We start from the raw sequence: 15,397 nt of genomic DNA on the forward strand, positions 1-15,397 counted from the left end.
CGGCCCGGCCCGGCCGCCCGCACCAGGACCTAGAAGGGCAGCGTCCCGTTCTCGTCCTGGAGCGTGCCGGTCGGGCCGTCCGGCCCGAGCGTCGCCAGCTGCACGACGGCGGCGGCGCTCTGTTCGGGCGACCGGCCGATGCCGAACGACGCCGTCATGTCGGTCGCGGCCGTCCCGGGCTCCAGGGCGTTGAACCGGATGCCGGGGTGCGCCTTGGCGTACTGCACGGTCAGCATGGTGGCCGCCGCCTTCGACGCCGCGTACAGGGCGATCGGCAGGCTGTACTCCGGTCGCTCGGGGTTGGTCACGGCCCAGAAGGACCCGGCGCTGCTGGAGACGGTCACCACGTTCGGGCTCGCGGAGCGGCGCAGCAGGGGGAGCGCCGCCTCGGTGACCCGCACGATCCCCACCGCGTTGGTGTCGAAGGACCGCAGCGCGGTAGGGCCGTCCAGTGTGGTGTCCAGGACGCCCGCGTTGTGCACCAGCACGTCGAGCCGGCCCGCCTCCGCGTCGATCGCGGCCAGCGCGGCGGCGACCGAGGCGTCGTCGGTCACGTCGAGCTGGACGAACCGCGCGCCGAGCTCCGCGGCGGCCTTCGCGCCGCGCCCGGCGTCCCGGGCGCCGAGCCAGACGTCGTGGCCCCGGGCCAGCAGCAGCCGGGCGGTCTCGAACCCGATGCCCTTGTTGGCCCCGGTGATCAGCGTGACGGTCATGCGTTCCTCCAGAAATAGGCGGCCCGGTCGGGCCGTTGGGAACGTTATGAGCGGCGACACCGACCAGCCAGGACCCGGACGAGACCGGGGTCTGCCAGGACCCCCTCTCCGCGATCGGACCAACCCGCTGGGCGCGTACCTGCGGGCCCGGCGCGAGTTGGTCACGCCCCGGCAGGCGGGCCTCCCGGAGGCGGGCCGACGGCGCGTGCCGGGGCTGCGGCGCGAGGAGGTCGCGCTGCTCGCGGGCATCAGCGCCGACTACTACCTGCGGCTGGAGCGCGGGCGCGACCGCAATCCGTCCGCGCAGGTCCTGGAGTCGCTGGCGCGCGTGCTGCGCCTCGACGACGCCCACGTCGCCCACCTGCGCACGCTCGTCGCCGACGCCCCCGGGCAGCACGCCCGGCCGCGCGAGCGCCGCCCTGCGGAGGAGACCCTGCCCGACGGCGCGCGCAAGCTCCTGGACTCGCTGGTGCAGCCGGCGTTCGTCGAGGGACGGTACTTCGACGTCGTGGCCTCGAACGCCCTGGCCCGCGCCGTCGACCCGCGCCTGGACGTGGGCGGCAACCAGCTCCGCGACCTGTTCCTCGACCCGGCCGCCCAGGCGCTCTACCCGGACTGGGCGAACGTCACGGAGTGCTTCGTGGCCAGCCTGCGGCAGTCGGCGGGCACCGACCTGGACGACCCGCGGTTCGTCGAGCTCGTCGGACAGCTCTCCGCCAGCACGCGGTTCCGCGAGCTCTGGGCGCGCCACGAGGTGCGCGGGCAGCGCGGCACCCCGCTGCGGATCGACCACCCGCAGGTCGGGGAGCTGACCGTCAACCGGGAACGGCTCGGCATCGGCGGCGCCGAGCACCTGATGCTCGTCGTCTACCACCCGGACACCGGGTCCGCCGACGCCGACAAGCTCGCCCGCCTGGCCCCGGCCGGCGCCCCGGCATAAATCCCGTGGCCGACCGCACGCCGGTCGCCTAGCGTGGCGGCATGTCACCCGTGCGCGCCACCATCGCCGACCGCGCCGCCGCGCCGGCCGTCCTGACGCACCCGACGGCGGGCGGCCTCACCTGGCGCCCCTGGACGCGGGCCGACGTGCCCTCGCTCGCGACGCTCGTCCGCGCCGTCCAGGAGGCCGACGGCCGCGACTGGTTCACCCCGGCCGACGAGATCGCGGAGAGCTTCGACGGCCCCGCGTACGACCCGGCCGACACGCTGCTCGGCCTCGACGCCGACGGCACGCCGCTCGCGTACACGTACGCCGAGCAGTTCCCCACCGAGGGCGCCACCATCCTGCGCGCCTGGATCCTCGGCGGCGTCCACCCGAGCCGCCGCGGCGAGGGCATCGGCACGCAGCTGCTCGCCTGGGCCACCGGCCGCGCGCGGCAGGCGCTCGCGACGCACGACGGCGCCCCCCGGCTGGCCGGGCTGCCCGCGCGGATCGCCGTGGACCTCGTGGACGGCGACCCGGCGGAGCGGCGCGACCTGCTGCGCGCGGGCGGTTTCGAGCCCGTGCGCTACTACGCCAACCTGCTCCGTGACCTGAGCGCGCCCGTGCCCGCGATCGGCCTGGAACCCCCGCTGCGCCTGGTGCCGTGGACCGACGCCCTGGAGGACGCCACGCGGCTGGCCCGCAACGACGCGTTCCGGGACCACTGGGGCAGCCAGCCGCGCACCCCGGAGTCCTGGCGGGCGCACCGCAGCTCGTTCGCGCCGCACTGGTCGTTCCTCGTGGTCGACGAGTCGGTGCGCTACCCGGGCTCCGAGCACGAGCAGCCCGGCGACACGACCGTCGCGCCCGGCACCCCGTACGTCGTCGGGCTGCACCGGGCCAGCAGGCACGAGCACGACTGGGCGACGCAGGGCTACACCGCGGGCTACACCGACCTGCTGGGCGTGCGCCGCGCCTACCGCGGACGTCGCATCGCCGCCGCGCTGCTGACCCACGCCATGCGCGTCTTCGCCGACGAGGGCATGCAGCACGCCGAGCTCGACGTCGACACCGACAACCCCACCGGCGCCCCGGCGCTGTACGCGCGGCTGGGCTACGCCAAGAGCGACGGCTCCACCCTGTACGCCATCGAGCTGTGAACCACACCGAACCTGAAGGACGCACCATGACCACCGAGACCGAAGGTTCCGGGCCGACCACCCCGGCCCCGACCAACCCGGCCCCCACCACTCTTGCCCCGATCGCCGAGCGCGCCGCCGCCCCCGCGGCCGTGACCGTGCCCACTGCGGGCAACCTCACCTGGCGCCCCGCCACCCGCGAGGACGTGCCCGTGTGGCTCGCCCTGCGCAACCACATCGCCCGCGCCGACGCCGAGCCGTACGTCGAGACCGCCGAGGAGATCGAGGAGATCTTCGACGGCACCTGGCGCGACATGACCCGCGACTCCCTGCTCGGCTTCGACGCCGACGGCGCCCTCGTGGCCTGGGGCTACGTCGTCAGCCCGCCCGGTGACGTCACCACGGTGCGCGCCTTCACCTGGGGTGGCGTGCACCCCGACCGCCGCGGCGAGGGCATCGGCCGCGAGGTGCTGGCCTGGTCGATCGGCCGCGCCCGGCAGCTCCTGGCGGCGTCGGGCAAGGACGTGCCCGCCCGCATCGCCGTGTTCGCCGAGGACAACGGCCCGGCGAGCAAGCAGCGCCTGTACGAGCGGGCCGGCATGGAGGTGCGCCGCTACTACTCCGACCTCGCGCGCCCCCTGACCGGCCCCGACGCCGCGCCCGTGCCCGACGTGGCCCTGTCCGGGTCGCTGCGGCTCGCCCCGTGGTCCGACGCGCTCGACGACGCCACGCGCCTCGCCCACAACGACGCCTTCCGCGACCACTGGGGCAGCCAGCCGCAGACCCGCGAGCAGTGGGCCGAGCGCGCGGGCTTCGCCCCCCAGTGGTCCTTCGTCGTGGTCGACGACGCCCCCGACGTCGACGCGCTGCTGGCTTCGCCCGACACCGAGCCCGAGACCGCCGCCGCGCTGCGCGCCGGCGAGCCGCTCGTCGTGGGCTACTCGCTGGCCGGGCACTACCCCGAGGACTTCGCGGTGCGCGGGTACTCGTTCGGGTACATCGACATCCTCGGCGCGCGCCGCGCCTACCGGGGCCGCAAGGCCGCGCTCGCGGCGCTCGCGGCGGGCATGCGGGCGTTCGCCGCCGACGGCATGGAGTACGCCGCCCTCGACGTCGACACGGCCAACCCGAGCGGCGCCCACGGGCTGTACGCGAGCCTGGGCTACGTCAAGACGACGGGCAGCCGCATGCTCTCCATCGAGCTCTGAGCTACCGGGCCAGCCGCTGTCGGCGGGCCTCGTAGAGCACCACCGTGGCCGCGTTCGCGGCGTTGAGCGAGCTCGCCGAGCCCGTCATCGGGATGCTCAGCGTCACGTCCGCGGCGTCGCGCCACGACTGGGTCAGGCCCGTGGTCTCGTTGCCGACCAGCAGCAGGACGGGCTGGGTCAGGTCGTAGGCGGAGACGTCGGCGTCGCCGTGCTCGTCCGTGGCCACGACCACCACGGGCAGGCCGGCGGCCCGGCGCGCCGTCACCCAGTCCATGACCTCGGCCGTGGACGGGGTCCGTACCACCGGCATCGCGAAGAACGACCCCGTGCTGGCCCGCACCGACTTGGGGTCGTAGGCGTCGGCGGCGTGCCCCGTGGTGATCACGCCGTGGGCGCCGAACGCGTCGGCCGACCGCACGATCGCGCCGATGTTGCCCGGCTGGGTGGGCCGGTCGAACACCACCCCGAGGAAGTCGGGTCCGGCCTCGATGCGGTCCAGGTCGTCGGGCCGCATCGCGATGACCGCCAGCAGCTCGGGGTCCTCCTTCTCCGCGAGCTCCGCCAGCAGGTCGGGCGCCATCTTCACGTGCTCGGTGTGCGGGTGCGCCGCGAGCAGGTCCCGGGCCCACTGCGAGAGCCGGCGCTCGGCGTCGTACAGCAGGGCGCGGACCTCCCAGCCGTGCTCGACGGCCATGGTGAGGGGCCGCACGCCCTGCACCAGGAACTCGCCCGCGCGGTGCCGCTTGTTGCGGTTCGTCACGAGGGTCTGGAGCTGCTGGAAGCGTGCGTTGCGCTGGGAGATCCGGGTGGCCACGGAGCCATCCAATCAGCCCGCGCCCGATCGGGCCTCATCCGGGTCAGCGCGCCAGCAGCCTCGCCATCGCGGCCCGGGCGCGCTCCGAGCCGAACAGCTCGGCCGAGACCGTCACCGCCTCGTCCACGTGCGTGTCGAAGCGGGCCAGGGTGTCCGCGTTGAGCAGCTCCTTGGTGGCGGCCAGCCCCGCCGGGTCGCCCGCCGCGAGGCCGGCCAGGACGGCGTCGACCTCCGCGTCGAGGTCCGCGAGCGGCACGGTGCTGGTCACCAGGCCCCAGGCCGCGGCCTCCGCCGCGGTGAACGGCGCCCCGGTGAGGAAGGTGCGCGACGCCGCGCGCGGCGTCATCCGCGGCAGCACCGCGAGCGAGATGACGGCGGGGGCGAGCGCCAGGCGGGCCTCGGTGAAGGCGTAGGTGAGCTGGTCGGCGCTGACCGCGACGTCGCACGCGGCGACCAGCCCGATGCCGCCGGCCCGGACCGGCCCGTGCACGCGCGCCACGACGGGCTTGGGCAGGGCGAGCAGGTCGCGCAGCACGTCGGCCAGCCGGCGCGCGGAGACGGTCATGCCCTCGGCCAGGGCCTCGGTGAGGTCGGCGCCGGAGCAGAACGCGGGGCCGTTGGCCGCGAGCACGACGGCCCGTACGTCGTCGTGCGCGGCGCGGTCCAGGGCGGCCCGCAGCTCGTCGAGCAGGGCGAGGGACAGGGCGTTGCGCCGCCGGGGCGAATCGAGCGTGATCCGGGCGTACGCGACGGGCTCGGCGGCGGGCTGGGCGTCGGGTCGGTCGAGCGCTACGACGTCGTAGGCGACCTGACTGAGGGTGGTCATCGAGAAGTCCTCCGGGTGGGGCCTGGCGCTGTGAGGTTAATGGTGGTTAACCTCTGTGACATGCGCAACATGCATACACCAGAGAACCCGGAGCACACCAAGCTCCGGGACGCGGTACGTGACTATGCCGACCGCGAGATCGCGCCCCACATCGCCCGATGGGACAGGGAGAGTCGCCTGCCCGTCGAGGTGGTGCACCAGATGGGTGAGCTGGGCCTGTTCGGCCTGACCGCCCCGGAGGAGTACGGCGGGTCCGACCTCGGGCTCACCGGCCTCTGCATCGCCGTCGAGGAGATCGGCCGTGTCGACCAGTCCGTCGGCATCACGCTCGGGGCCGGTGTCGGCCTCGGCGTCGGCACGCTCCTGGCCTTCGGCACCGAGGAGCAGAAGAAGACCTGGCTGCCCGACCTGGTCGCCGGACGGCAGCTGGGCGCGTTCGGCCTGACCGAACCCGGCGCGGGCAGCGACGCCAACGCCATGACCACCACCGCGGAGCTGACTGACGGCCAGTGGGTCGTCAACGGCGCCAAGCAGTTCATCACCAACTCCGGCACGCCCATCACCAGCGTCTGCACCGTCGCGGCGCGCACCGGCACCCGGCCGGACGGCAGCCCGGAGCTCAGCGCCATCATCGTCCCCACCGACACCCCGGGGTACGTCGTCGAACCCCTGCACGACAAGATGAGCTGGCGCTCCTGCGACACCCACGCGCTGCGGTTCGAGGACGTGCGCGTGCCCGAGGCCAACCTCCTGGGGGAGCGCGGCAACGGGTTCAAGCAGCTCATGATCTGCCTGAACACGGGGCGGGTGGCCGTCGCGGCGCTCGCGACCGGCTGCATCCAGGCCATGCTGGAGCTCGCGGTGGAGCACGCTGGCGTGCGCCCCACGTTCGGCGGGCCGATCGGCCGCAAGCAGGGTGTCGCGTTCCAGATCGCCGACGTCGAGGTCATGCTCCAGGCGAGCCGCGCGCTCACCTACCGGGCCGCGGCGCTGAAGGACTCGGGGGCGCCGCTCGACGAGTTCCGGCGGGCCTCCTCGGTCGCCAAGCTCTACGCCACGGAGTCCGCCGTGACGGCCACGCGCATCGCGGCGCAGGTCTTCGGCGGCTACGGCGTCATGGAGGACGGGCCGATCGCCCGCTTCTACCGGGACGCGAAGGTGCTGGAGATCGGCGAGGGGACGTCCGAGCTGCAGCGCATGCTCATCGCGCGGGGGCTGGGCCTGCCGGTGGAGTGAGCTCCACCGCCGGGGTCAGCAGGGCGGCGTGGGCCATGCGGGTCAGGAGGGCCCGCATGGCCGCGCGTCCGATACGGGCGCTGTGCGGCGTCGAGTTGAGCAGGCCGAACGCTGCCTGCACGGCGGCCCGGGCCTCGGTGCCGCCGAGGTCCGGGCGCAGGGGGCGCAGCGCGTCGGTCCAGACGTCGATGTACGCGAGCTGGTGCTCCCGCACCTGCGCGCGGGCGTCGGCGCCCAGCGCGCCCCACTCGCGTTCCTGGATCACGATGAGGGCGGGGTTGTCGAGGGCGAAGTCGGCGTGCCGGGCGATCAGGGCGGCGAGGGCGCCGTCGGGTCCGCTCGGCTCGTGCGGTCCGGCGGGCGCGCCGTCGTCGGACAGCAGCTCCCGCGCACCGGCCAGGAGCTGGTCGGAGGCGTGCAGGAGGCACTGCCCGAGGATGTCCTCCTTGCCGGCGAAATGTTTGTAGAGGGCGGGGCCGGACACACCGACGGCCGCGCCGATGTCTCCCATGGAGACGCCGTGGAAGCCACGGGCGGCGAACAGGTTCGCCGCCGTGCTCAGGATCTGCTGCCTGCGCGGGGTCACCGGAGCAGTCTAGGAGTGACCTGCCGGAACGGGGGGTTAACGATCATTAACCGGAAGGATAGGCTGCGGCACATGACCACCGACGTCGGCGTTGGACCGGATCTGCGCACCCTGACCGCGCAGCTGCGCGAGCGGCTGGCGCGCGTGCGCCAGGGCGGCTCGCCCGAGGCGCGCGCCCGCCACACCGGGCGCGGCAAGCTGCTCGCCCGCGACCGGGTGGACCGGCTGCTCGACCCGGGCAGCCCGTTCCTCGAGATCGGGGCCCTGGCGGCCTACGACATGTACGGGGGCGAGTGGGCGGTGCCCAGCGCGGGCATCGTCACCGGGATCGGGCGCATCGCCGGGCGGCAGTGCGTGGTCGTCGCCAACGATGCGACCGTCAAGGGCGGCACGTACTACCCGGTCACCGTCAAGAAGCACCTGCGCGCGCAGCAGGTCGCGGCCGAGAACCACCTGCCGTGCGTCTACCTCGTGGACTCCGGCGGCGCCTTCCTGCCGATGCAGGACGAGGTGTTCCCCGACCGGGAGCACTTCGGGCGCATCTTCTACAACCAGGCCAACCTCTCGGCCCGCGGCATCCCGCAGGTCGCCGCCGTCATGGGGTCGTGCACCGCGGGCGGCGCGTACGTGCCCGCGATGAGCGACGAGGCCGTCATCGTGCGGGACCAGGGCACGATCTTCCTGGGCGGCCCGCCCCTGGTGCAGGCCGCCACGGGCGAGGTCGTCACCGCCGAGGAGCTGGGCGGCGGCGTCGTGCACACCACCACGTCCGGCGTCGCGGACCACCTGGCCGACGACGACGCCCACGCCCTCCGCATCGTGCGCGAGATCATCGCCACGACCCCGGCGCCCGCGCAGGTGCTGGACCGCGTGCCGCCCGAGGAGCCAGAGCTGGACCCCGACGGGCTGTACGACGTGCCCGCCGACCCGCGCACCCCGTACGACGTGCGCGACGTGATCCGCCGGATCGTCGACGGCTCCCAGCTCGCCGAGTTCAAGGCCCGCTACGGCGAGACCCTCGTGTGCGGGTTCGCGCGGATCGACGGCTACCAGGTCGGGATCGTCGCCAACAACGGCATCCTGTTCTCCGAGTCAGCGCTCAAGGGCGCGCACTTCGTGCAGCTCTGCGACCAGCGGCGCATCCCGCTGGTGTTCCTGCAGAACATCGCCGGGTTCATGGTCGGCAAGGAGTACGAGCACCGCGGCATCGCCAAGGACGGCGCCAAGCTGGTCACCGCCGTGGCCTGCACCTCCGTGCCCCGGTTCACCGTGGTGCTCGGCGGCTCGTTCGGCGCCGGCAACTACGGCATGAGCGGCCGCGCGTACGACCCCCGGTTCCTGTGGATGTGGCCCGGCGCCCGCATCTCCGTGATGGGCGGCGAGCAGGCGGCCTCCGTCCTGGCCACGGTCCGCAAGGACCTCGCCGATGCCCCCGCCGCCGACGTCGAGGCGTTCAAGGCCCCGATCCGCGCGCAGTACGAGACCCAGGGCAACCCCTACTACGCCACGGCGCGCCTGTGGGACGACGGCGTGATCGACCCCGCCGACACCCGCCGCGTCCTGGCCCTCGGGCTGGCCGCCACGGCCGCCGCGCCGATCCCCGAACCTTCCTACGGCATCTTCCGGATGTGATGACGATGCACACCCTCCTGATCGCCAACCGCGGCGAGATCGCCCTGCGGATCATCCGCACCGCCCGCCGGCTCGGGCTGCGCACCGTCGCCGTCCACTCCGACGCGGACACCGGCGCCCCGCACACCCGCGCCGCCGACGTCGCCGTCCGCATCGGCCCCACGCCCGCCGCCGAGTCCTACCTGTCGATCCCCGCGCTGCTCGCCGCCGCGAAGGAGACCGGCGCCGACGCCGTCCACCCCGGCTACGGGTTCCTGTCCGAGCAGGCAGAGCTCGCCCGCGCAGTGATCGGCGCCGGGCTGACCTGGGTCGGCCCGCCGCCCGAGGCGATGGACGCCATGGCACGCAAGGACACCGCACGCGAGATCGCGCGGAAAGCCGGCGTGCCGGTGCTCCAGTCGCTCGGCAAGGTCACCGGGGGTGGCTGGTTCGCCATGCAGGGGAACCCGACCTATCCCCTCCTGGTCAAGGCCGCCGCCGGCGGCGGCGGCAAGGGCATGCGCATCGTGCGCGCCGAGCCCGAGCTCGCCCCGGCGATCGCGGCGGCCGGGCGCGAGGCCGCCGCCGCGTTCGGCGACGACACCCTGCTGCTGGAGCGCTACGTCGAGCACGGCCGGCACATCGAGGTGCAGGTCCTCGCCGACGAGCACGGCACCGTGCTGCACCTGCACGAACGCGACTGCTCCGCCCAGCGCCGCCACCAGAAGGTCCTGGAAGAAGCACCCGCGCCCGACCTCGACCCGGCCCTGCGCGACGCGCTGCACCGGTGGTCCGTGAACCTGGCCCGCCAGGTCGGCTACACCGGCGTCGGCACCGCCGAGTTCCTGGTCGACACCCGGCTGGGCATCGAGGGCGCCTGGTTCCTCGAGATGAACACCCGCCTCCAGGTCGAGCACCCCGTCACCGAGGAGGTCGTCCGCGTCCGCGGGCAGCGCATCGACCTCGTCGAGCAGCAGCTCCGCGTCGCCGACGGCGCCGAGCTGGGCTTCACGCAGGACGACGTCACCGTCACCGGGCACGCCATCGAGGCCCGGATCTACGCCGAGGACGCCTTCGGCGGGTTCCTGCCCCAGGCCGGCACCGCCACCCGCGTGCGCTGGCCCGTCTCGACCGGCCCCACCACCGTGCGCGTCGAGGCCGGGCTCGAGGACGGCACCGTCGTCCCCGCCGCCTACGACCCCATGGTCGGCAAGATCATCGCGCGTGGCCCCGACCGCGAGGCCGCCCGGCACGCCCTCGTCGACGCCCTCGACGACACCGCGATCGGCGGCCTCGTCACCAACACCGGTTTCGTGCGGGCGCTCGCGGACTCCGGCGCGTTCCGCGACGGCGAGGTGCACACCGCCTGGCTGGACACCCACCCGCTGCCCGCGCCGGACCCGGGACCCGCCCTGGTGGCGGCCGCCTGGGCGGTGGCCTCCGCCGCGGCGCTCGGCGGAGGCGACGGCTGGCGGCTCGGCGGCCCGCCCGCCGACACGTGGGTCGAGCTCGACGACGTGGTGCTCCGCGTGGGCGTCTCCCGGGGCGAGGTGCGGCGCGACGGCGAGCCGCCGACGTCGTGCCGGGCCATGGGTGGTGCTGCTGGTGCTGCCGGCGGGGCCGGCGGCTTGGAGCTGCTGGAGCTGGACGGCGTGACCGCCCGGTTCGTGGTGGACGTGAAGCCCCGGTCCGTGGAGGTGAGCACGCGCGGGCACACCTTCCGGTTCGCCCGGCCGGGCGGCTCCCGCGCGGCCGAGGCCGACCTGTCCGACGGCGTCGTCGTGGCCGCGATGCCCGGTGCGCTGGCCCGCGTGGAGGTGCGCGACGGCGACATCGTGACCGCCGGGCAGGCGCTCGGCGTGCTGGAGGCGATGAAGATGGAGGTGGCGCTCGTGGCGCCGTCCGACGGCGTGGTCCGGGTCCGCGCCGCTGCCGGGGAGCAGGTCGCGGCCCGGCAGGTGCTGTTCGTCATGGAGGTGGCTGATGCCTGAGCCGACGACTGAGCCGACGCCTGAGCCCCGGGAGTTCCGCCGGCCCCAGGTGGTGCGCGACCCGGCCCTGCCCGAGCGCGTGACCGTCTACGAGGTGGGTCCGCGCGACGGGCTGCAGAACGAGAAGGCAGTGGTCCCGACCGCGGTCAAGGTGGACCTGGTCGAGCGGCTGCTCGACGCCGGCCTGCCGTACGTGGAGGCCACGAGCCTGGTGCACCCGCGCTGGGTGCCGCAGCTCGCCGACGCCGCCGAGGTGCTCGGGGCGCTGGTCGACCGGCTCGGTGACCGCGCCCGCGACCTGCCGGTGCTGGTGCCGAACGAGCGCGGCCTGGAGCGCGCCTACGACCTGGGGCTGCGGCACATCGCGGTCTTCGCCAGCGCCACCGACTCGTTCGCGCGCCGGAACCTGAACCGGTCCCTGGACGAGCAGTACGCGATGTTCGAGCCGGTGATGACGCGGGCGCGCGCCGCGGGGATGCGCGTGCGGGCGTACGTGTCCATGTGCTTCGGCGACCCGTGGGAGGGCGACGTGCCGGTGTCGCAGGTGGTGGCTGCCGGCAAGCGGCTCATGGACCTGGGCGCGGAGCAGCTCTCCCTGGGGGACACGATCGGTGTCGGGACGCCGGGGCACGTCGTCGCCCTGCTGGACGCGCTGAACGCCGCCGGCCTGCCCGACGACGTGCTTGCCCTGCACGCCCACGACACCTACGGGCAGGCGCTGGGCAACGTCGCCGCCGCGCTGCGGCACGGGGTCACCACGTTCGACACGTCGGCCGGGGGCCTGGGCGGGTGCCCGTACGCGGAGTCCGCCACGGGCAACCTCGCCACGGAGGACCTGCTGTGGATGCTGGACGGGCTGGGGATCACCACGGGGGTGTCCCTGCCGCGGGTGGTGGAGACCAGCGCGTGGCTGGAGCCGAACCTCGACCACGAGCTGACGAGCCGGACGTACCGGGCGCTGGGTGGCGGGGGCTAGCCGGCGGTCTCCACGACGTCGCGCACGTAGAACTTGTACCAGAGCCGGACGGGGGTGCCCGTGCCCTGCCCGATGGCCATGCTGGGCCTGATCGCCGTGGAGACCTCGCCGTTCGCGCCGTTGTAGTTGTCCTTGGCGCGCGTCTCGTTGACGTCGGCGGTCTCGGCCCAGCGTGACGTCTCGGCCCATTCGGCGACCCGGGCGCCGTCCACGCCGAGGAGGTCCGCGTCGGCCACCATGCGGTCGGCGGCGGCCTGCCCGTCCGCCTCCGTCCAGTACAGGTCGACCTGGTCCACGTAGCCGTGCCGGGTGGTCACCGTCATCTCCTCGGTGCGTCCCGACCAGGTGCCGGTGGGGAGGGTCAGGCTCACGGTGGCGTCGTCGGGCACCGAGACGATCACCATCTGGTCCGACGGCAGCCCCAGCGTCTCCGCCTCGAGCGGCCGTGTCAGGTCCCACTGCATGCTGTTCCCCTCTCCGAAGAGCTCCACACCGCCGTCGTCGTCCCCGTCGCCGACCCGGACGGTGCAGCCGGTCGTCACCGTCAGGACGAGGACCGCGCACACCGCCAGGACCACGTGTCGTACGGACATGGCCCCCACCCTGCCACGGCGCCGGACGTCACTGGTCGACATCGACGCCCCAGTCCGTCGCCAGCCGGTCCACGATGCGGCCCAGCCGGTCCGGGTTGGTCAGCCGGTACTCCTCGATGCGGTCCGACACATCCGTCTGCAGGATGTCCTGGACGCGGCCCGGGTCGTTCCGCAGCAGCTCCTGGTACGCGGGCAGCGTGTCGGCCGTGATGTAGTCCCAGCGCTGGTTCGTGTCCGCGATGTTGCCGTCCGGGAGCGGCGTGGTGATCGTGACCGAGCCCTGCAGCGGGTTGTCCGCGGAGATGCCGGTGAACGGGATGCCGACCCGCTCCGGCCCGGGCGTCTCCACCGTGACCTGCAGCGGGTCGTACTCGCCGAACGTGGCCGCACCGGGGATCGACGCCTCGCCGACCACGGTCATCATGTAGGTCATCGCCTCGCCCGTCACCGGGTGGTCCCGCATGGCGGCGTAGTCGTCCGCGATGATGTCCTGCTGTTCCCGGCGCAGCATCTCGACGTTGCCCTCGGTGACCCGCTCCGGGTCGCCCGACGCGATGTCCACCCAGGCGTCGTACGCCGACTCGTCGATGGCCCCGGACTCGTACATCCGCTGGACCTCGGCCATGCCGCCGTGCTCGTAGGCGGCGTGCATGGAGGCCTGGTCGCGGAAGATCTCCTGCTGCATCGACAGGAACGTCGTCTCGTAGAACCGCAGCTCGTCGTCGGTCATCCCCGCGACCTGCTCGATCAGGGCGCCCTGGGGGAGCCCGCCCGGCAGGTGCTGCAGCACCTCGCCCCCGACCTCGACCCCCTGCGCGACCTTGCGCATCAGGGCCAGGTCGAGGAACCCGGCGGCGAACGACGGCCCGATCATCGCGGCCATCCCGGCCCACTGCAGGTCCGGGTTGTTCAGGTAGAGATCGGCGTAGTACTCGTAGACGGCCTCGATGTTCGCGCGGTTCGCCTCGGCCCCGAGGCGCGGGTCCCAGGACCGGTAGTCGATGCCGGCGTCCTGGGCGGCCTGCCGGGTCCAGTGCGCGTTGGCGACCGGACCGGCGTCCGGGCCCGGGTAGAGGCCCTGCGCCTCCATGGCGGCCAGAAGGGCGGCGATCTGCTCGTCGGACGCCGTGGCCAGCCATTCCTTGCGTTCCGCGTCCGAGAGCTCCGTGTACTCGTCAGGGCTGAGCGTGGCCACCGGGGGAGCCGCGGGCGCCTGGGCGCTGGCCGTGCCGCCCCCGGCACTGCTCATCCCGGCCGCGCCGCCCGCCACCCCGGCGCCGCCCGCCAGCCCGGCGTCCGCGCTGGTGCGCTCCTGGTCGTCGGCGTTGCGGTCCAGGGCGTTGCCCGCCTGCACCAGGGAGTCGATGGCCGCGGTCAGGCCGCCGCGGTGCGTGTCCGACCACTCGGCGCGGAACTGCTGGCCGCTGGGGCCGAACCAGTCCAGGTCGTCGATCAGGGAGTCAACCAGGGCCCGCGTGGACTCCAGCGCCTGCGTCCGGTCGCGCATCGTGGTCGCGAGAGTGCGCAGCTGCGCGACGTCGGCGCCCCAGACCTCACTCATCGTTCCCCCTGCTGTCGGCCGGCAGAGGCGAACCTAGCGGTACCCGGCCGGGGTAGCCATGGGGAGAACTTCCCCGGCCGGGTGATTCTGCCCTGAGCAGCACGGATGTGATGTGCGCGACGAGCGGGTTCGCGCCCGCGCGATGCGGCGTAGGGTCGCAACCGTGACTCTGAAGATCGGTTACAAGGCGTCCGCCGAGCAGTTCGGGCCGCGCGAGCTGGTTGAGCTCGCAGTACGCGCCGAGGAGGTGGGACTGGACAGCGCGATGGTCTCCGACCACTTCCTGCCGTGGCGGCACGAGGGGGGTCACGCGCCGTCGGCCCTCGCCTGGCTCGCCGCCGCGGGGGAGCGCACCTCCCGCATCCAGCTCGGCACGAGCGTGCTGACCCCCACGTTCCGGTACAACCCTGCCGTGATCGCGCAGCAGTTCGCCACGCTGGCGCTGCTCACCGAGAACCGGGTCATCCTCGGCGTAGGGACGGGCGAGGCCCTGAACGAGACCGCCGTCTCCGGCATGGAGTGGCCCGAGTTCAAGGAGCGGTTCGCGCGCCTGCGCGAGGCCGTGCAGCTCATGCGGGCCCTGTGGACCGAGGAGTCCGTGGACTTCAAGGGCGACTACTACGAGCTGGTCGGCGCCAACATCTACGACCGGCCCGAGAACCCCGTGCCCGTCTACATCGCGGCCGGCGGGCCGCTCGTGGCGAAGTACGCGGGGCGCGCGGGTGACGGCTTCATCTGCACGTCCGGCAAGGGCATGGACCTGTACACGGAGAAGCTGCTGCCCGCGGTCGCCGAGGGCGCGGCCAAGGCCGAGCGTGACGTCGCGCAGGTCGACAAGATGATCGAGATCAAGATCTCCTACGACCGCGACCCCGCCGCGGCGCTGGAGAACACCCGGTTCTGGGCGCCGCTGTCGCTCACGCCGGAGCAGAAGCACAGCGTCACCTCGGCCACCGAGATGGAGCAGCTCGCGGACGAGCTGCCGATCGAGCAGGTCGCCAAGCGCTGGATCGTCGCGTCCGACCCCGACGAGGCCGTCGCGATGATCAAGCCCTACGTCGACGCCGGGCTCAACCACCTCGTGGTGCACGGCCCCGGCCACGACCAGGAGCGGTTCCTCACGCAGTTCAGCGAGGACGTGCTGCCGCGGCTCCGGGCGCTCTGAGGTCCGGGCGCTCCGACGCTGAGGTCGCGGGCGGGCCTGGTCAGGGTGCCCTGACC

At 73.8% G+C, this 15,397-nt stretch carries 14 protein-coding genes; 8 read left to right on the forward strand and 6 right to left on the reverse strand.

Annotated elements, in window-relative coordinates; all coding sequences use genetic code 11:
* Positions 1-29: 29 nt before the first annotated feature.
* Positions 30-713: an SDR family NAD(P)-dependent oxidoreductase gene (locus ACFWEJ_RS01660; protein WP_377227460.1), complete on the reverse strand. Its 684-nt coding sequence runs from the start codon at positions 711-713 to the stop codon at positions 30-32.
* A gap of 46 nt (positions 714-759) precedes the next feature.
* Between ACFWEJ_RS01660 and ACFWEJ_RS01665 the strand changes: the two genes are divergently transcribed.
* The 3 genes from ACFWEJ_RS01665 to ACFWEJ_RS01675 are packed head-to-tail and all read left to right on the forward strand — an operon-like array spanning position 760 to position 3,982.
* Positions 760-1,653 (forward strand): helix-turn-helix domain-containing protein, encoded by an 894-nt coding sequence (locus tag ACFWEJ_RS01665; protein ID WP_377227461.1) that lies wholly within the window; start codon positions 760-762, stop codon positions 1,651-1,653.
* A 41-nt stretch (positions 1,654-1,694) separates the two neighbouring features.
* Positions 1,695-2,795, forward strand: coding sequence for a GNAT family N-acetyltransferase (locus ACFWEJ_RS01670; protein WP_377227462.1), 1,101 nt, complete (start codon positions 1,695-1,697; stop codon positions 2,793-2,795).
* A 26-nt stretch (positions 2,796-2,821) separates the two neighbouring features.
* Complete coding sequence (locus ACFWEJ_RS01675) at positions 2,822-3,982, forward strand: GNAT family N-acetyltransferase (RefSeq protein ID WP_377227463.1); 1,161 nt, start codon at positions 2,822-2,824, stop codon at positions 3,980-3,982.
* Position 3,983: 1 nt separating this feature from the next.
* Here ACFWEJ_RS01675 and ACFWEJ_RS01680 read toward each other — a convergent pair whose 3' ends face one another.
* Both ACFWEJ_RS01680 and ACFWEJ_RS01685 read right to left on the reverse strand, forming a co-directional pair.
* A complete protein-coding gene (locus ACFWEJ_RS01680) occupies positions 3,984-4,796 on the reverse strand; it encodes a TrmH family RNA methyltransferase (protein WP_377227464.1) in 813 nt (270 codons plus the stop codon).
* Positions 4,797-4,839: 43 nt separating this feature from the next.
* On the reverse strand, positions 4,840-5,622 hold the full coding sequence (locus tag ACFWEJ_RS01685; RefSeq protein ID WP_377227465.1) for an enoyl-CoA hydratase-related protein: 783 nt from the start codon (positions 5,620-5,622) through the stop codon (positions 4,840-4,842).
* Positions 5,623-5,682: 60 nt separating this feature from the next.
* Between ACFWEJ_RS01685 and ACFWEJ_RS01690 the strand changes: the two genes are divergently transcribed.
* A complete protein-coding gene (locus tag ACFWEJ_RS01690) occupies positions 5,683-6,858 on the forward strand; it encodes an acyl-CoA dehydrogenase family protein (RefSeq protein WP_377227466.1) in 1,176 nt (391 codons plus the stop codon).
* On the opposite strand, the gene ACFWEJ_RS01695 is transcribed toward ACFWEJ_RS01690, so the two are convergent.
* Positions 6,824-7,444 carry a TetR/AcrR family transcriptional regulator gene (locus ACFWEJ_RS01695; RefSeq protein WP_377227467.1) on the reverse strand — a complete coding sequence of 207 codons (621 nt, stop codon included), beginning with the start codon at positions 7,442-7,444 and terminating at the stop codon, positions 6,824-6,826. The two genes, ACFWEJ_RS01690 and ACFWEJ_RS01695, sit on opposite strands and share 35 nt — an antisense overlap.
* A gap of 72 nt (positions 7,445-7,516) precedes the next feature.
* Between ACFWEJ_RS01695 and ACFWEJ_RS01700 the strand changes: the two genes are divergently transcribed.
* The 3 genes from ACFWEJ_RS01700 to ACFWEJ_RS01710 are packed head-to-tail and all read left to right on the forward strand — an operon-like array spanning position 7,517 to position 12,022.
* Positions 7,517-9,076 carry an acyl-CoA carboxylase subunit beta gene (locus ACFWEJ_RS01700; protein ID WP_377227468.1) on the forward strand — a complete coding sequence of 520 codons (1,560 nt, stop codon included), beginning with the start codon at positions 7,517-7,519 and terminating at the stop codon, positions 9,074-9,076.
* Positions 9,076-11,046: an acetyl/propionyl/methylcrotonyl-CoA carboxylase subunit alpha gene (locus ACFWEJ_RS01705; RefSeq protein ID WP_377227469.1), complete on the forward strand. Its 1,971-nt coding sequence runs from the start codon at positions 9,076-9,078 to the stop codon at positions 11,044-11,046. The genes ACFWEJ_RS01700 and ACFWEJ_RS01705 overlap by 1 nt, the downstream gene beginning before the upstream one ends.
* Positions 11,039-12,022, forward strand: a complete 984-nt coding sequence (locus tag ACFWEJ_RS01710; RefSeq protein WP_377227470.1) for a hydroxymethylglutaryl-CoA lyase — start codon at positions 11,039-11,041, stop codon at positions 12,020-12,022. The genes ACFWEJ_RS01705 and ACFWEJ_RS01710 overlap by 8 nt, the downstream gene beginning before the upstream one ends.
* Here ACFWEJ_RS01710 and ACFWEJ_RS01715 read toward each other — a convergent pair.
* Both ACFWEJ_RS01715 and ACFWEJ_RS01720 read right to left on the reverse strand, forming a co-directional pair.
* The gene (locus ACFWEJ_RS01715; RefSeq protein ID WP_377227471.1) at positions 12,019-12,615 is read right to left on the reverse strand and encodes a hypothetical protein; all 597 of its coding nucleotides are present in this window, start codon (positions 12,613-12,615) and stop codon (positions 12,019-12,021) included. The two genes, ACFWEJ_RS01710 and ACFWEJ_RS01715, sit on opposite strands and share 4 nt — an antisense overlap.
* Before the next feature lie 28 nt (positions 12,616-12,643).
* A complete protein-coding gene (locus ACFWEJ_RS01720) occupies positions 12,644-14,176 on the reverse strand; it encodes a WXG100 family type VII secretion target (RefSeq protein WP_377227472.1) in 1,533 nt (510 codons plus the stop codon).
* Between the two features lie 163 nt (positions 14,177-14,339).
* Here ACFWEJ_RS01720 and fgd point away from each other — a divergent pair, with 163 nt between their 5' ends.
* A complete protein-coding gene (gene fgd, locus ACFWEJ_RS01725; RefSeq protein ID WP_377227473.1) occupies positions 14,340-15,341 on the forward strand; it encodes a glucose-6-phosphate dehydrogenase (coenzyme-F420) in 1,002 nt (333 codons plus the stop codon).
* Positions 15,342-15,397: the final 56 nt, after the last annotated feature.

This window comes from Promicromonospora sp. NPDC060204 (genome assembly GCF_042728455.1).
In the GTDB taxonomy this organism is placed as follows: domain Bacteria; phylum Actinomycetota; class Actinomycetes; order Actinomycetales; family Cellulomonadaceae; genus Promicromonospora.

Coding starts and splice junctions, on each gene's coding strand:
- ACFWEJ_RS01715 (WP_377227471.1), bottom strand. CDS start 12,615: ATGTCCGTACGACACGTGGTCCTGGCGGTGTGCGCGGTCCTCGTCCTG.
- ACFWEJ_RS01665 (WP_377227461.1), top strand. CDS start 760: ATGAGCGGCGACACCGACCAGCCAGGACCCGGACGAGACCGGGGTCTG.
- ACFWEJ_RS01685 (WP_377227465.1), bottom strand. CDS start 5,622: ATGACCACCCTCAGTCAGGTCGCCTACGACGTCGTAGCGCTCGACCGA.
- ACFWEJ_RS01710 (WP_377227470.1), top strand. CDS start 11,039: ATGCCTGAGCCGACGACTGAGCCGACGCCTGAGCCCCGGGAGTTCCGC.
- ACFWEJ_RS01660 (WP_377227460.1), bottom strand. CDS start 713: ATGACCGTCACGCTGATCACCGGGGCCAACAAGGGCATCGGGTTCGAG.
- ACFWEJ_RS01705 (WP_377227469.1), top strand. CDS start 9,076: ATGACGATGCACACCCTCCTGATCGCCAACCGCGGCGAGATCGCCCTG.
- ACFWEJ_RS01670 (WP_377227462.1), top strand. CDS start 1,695: ATGTCACCCGTGCGCGCCACCATCGCCGACCGCGCCGCCGCGCCGGCC.
- ACFWEJ_RS01700 (WP_377227468.1), top strand. CDS start 7,517: ATGACCACCGACGTCGGCGTTGGACCGGATCTGCGCACCCTGACCGCG.
- ACFWEJ_RS01720 (WP_377227472.1), bottom strand. CDS start 14,176: ATGAGTGAGGTCTGGGGCGCCGACGTCGCGCAGCTGCGCACTCTCGCG.
- ACFWEJ_RS01675 (WP_377227463.1), top strand. CDS start 2,822: ATGACCACCGAGACCGAAGGTTCCGGGCCGACCACCCCGGCCCCGACC.
- ACFWEJ_RS01690 (WP_377227466.1), top strand. CDS start 5,683: ATGCGCAACATGCATACACCAGAGAACCCGGAGCACACCAAGCTCCGG.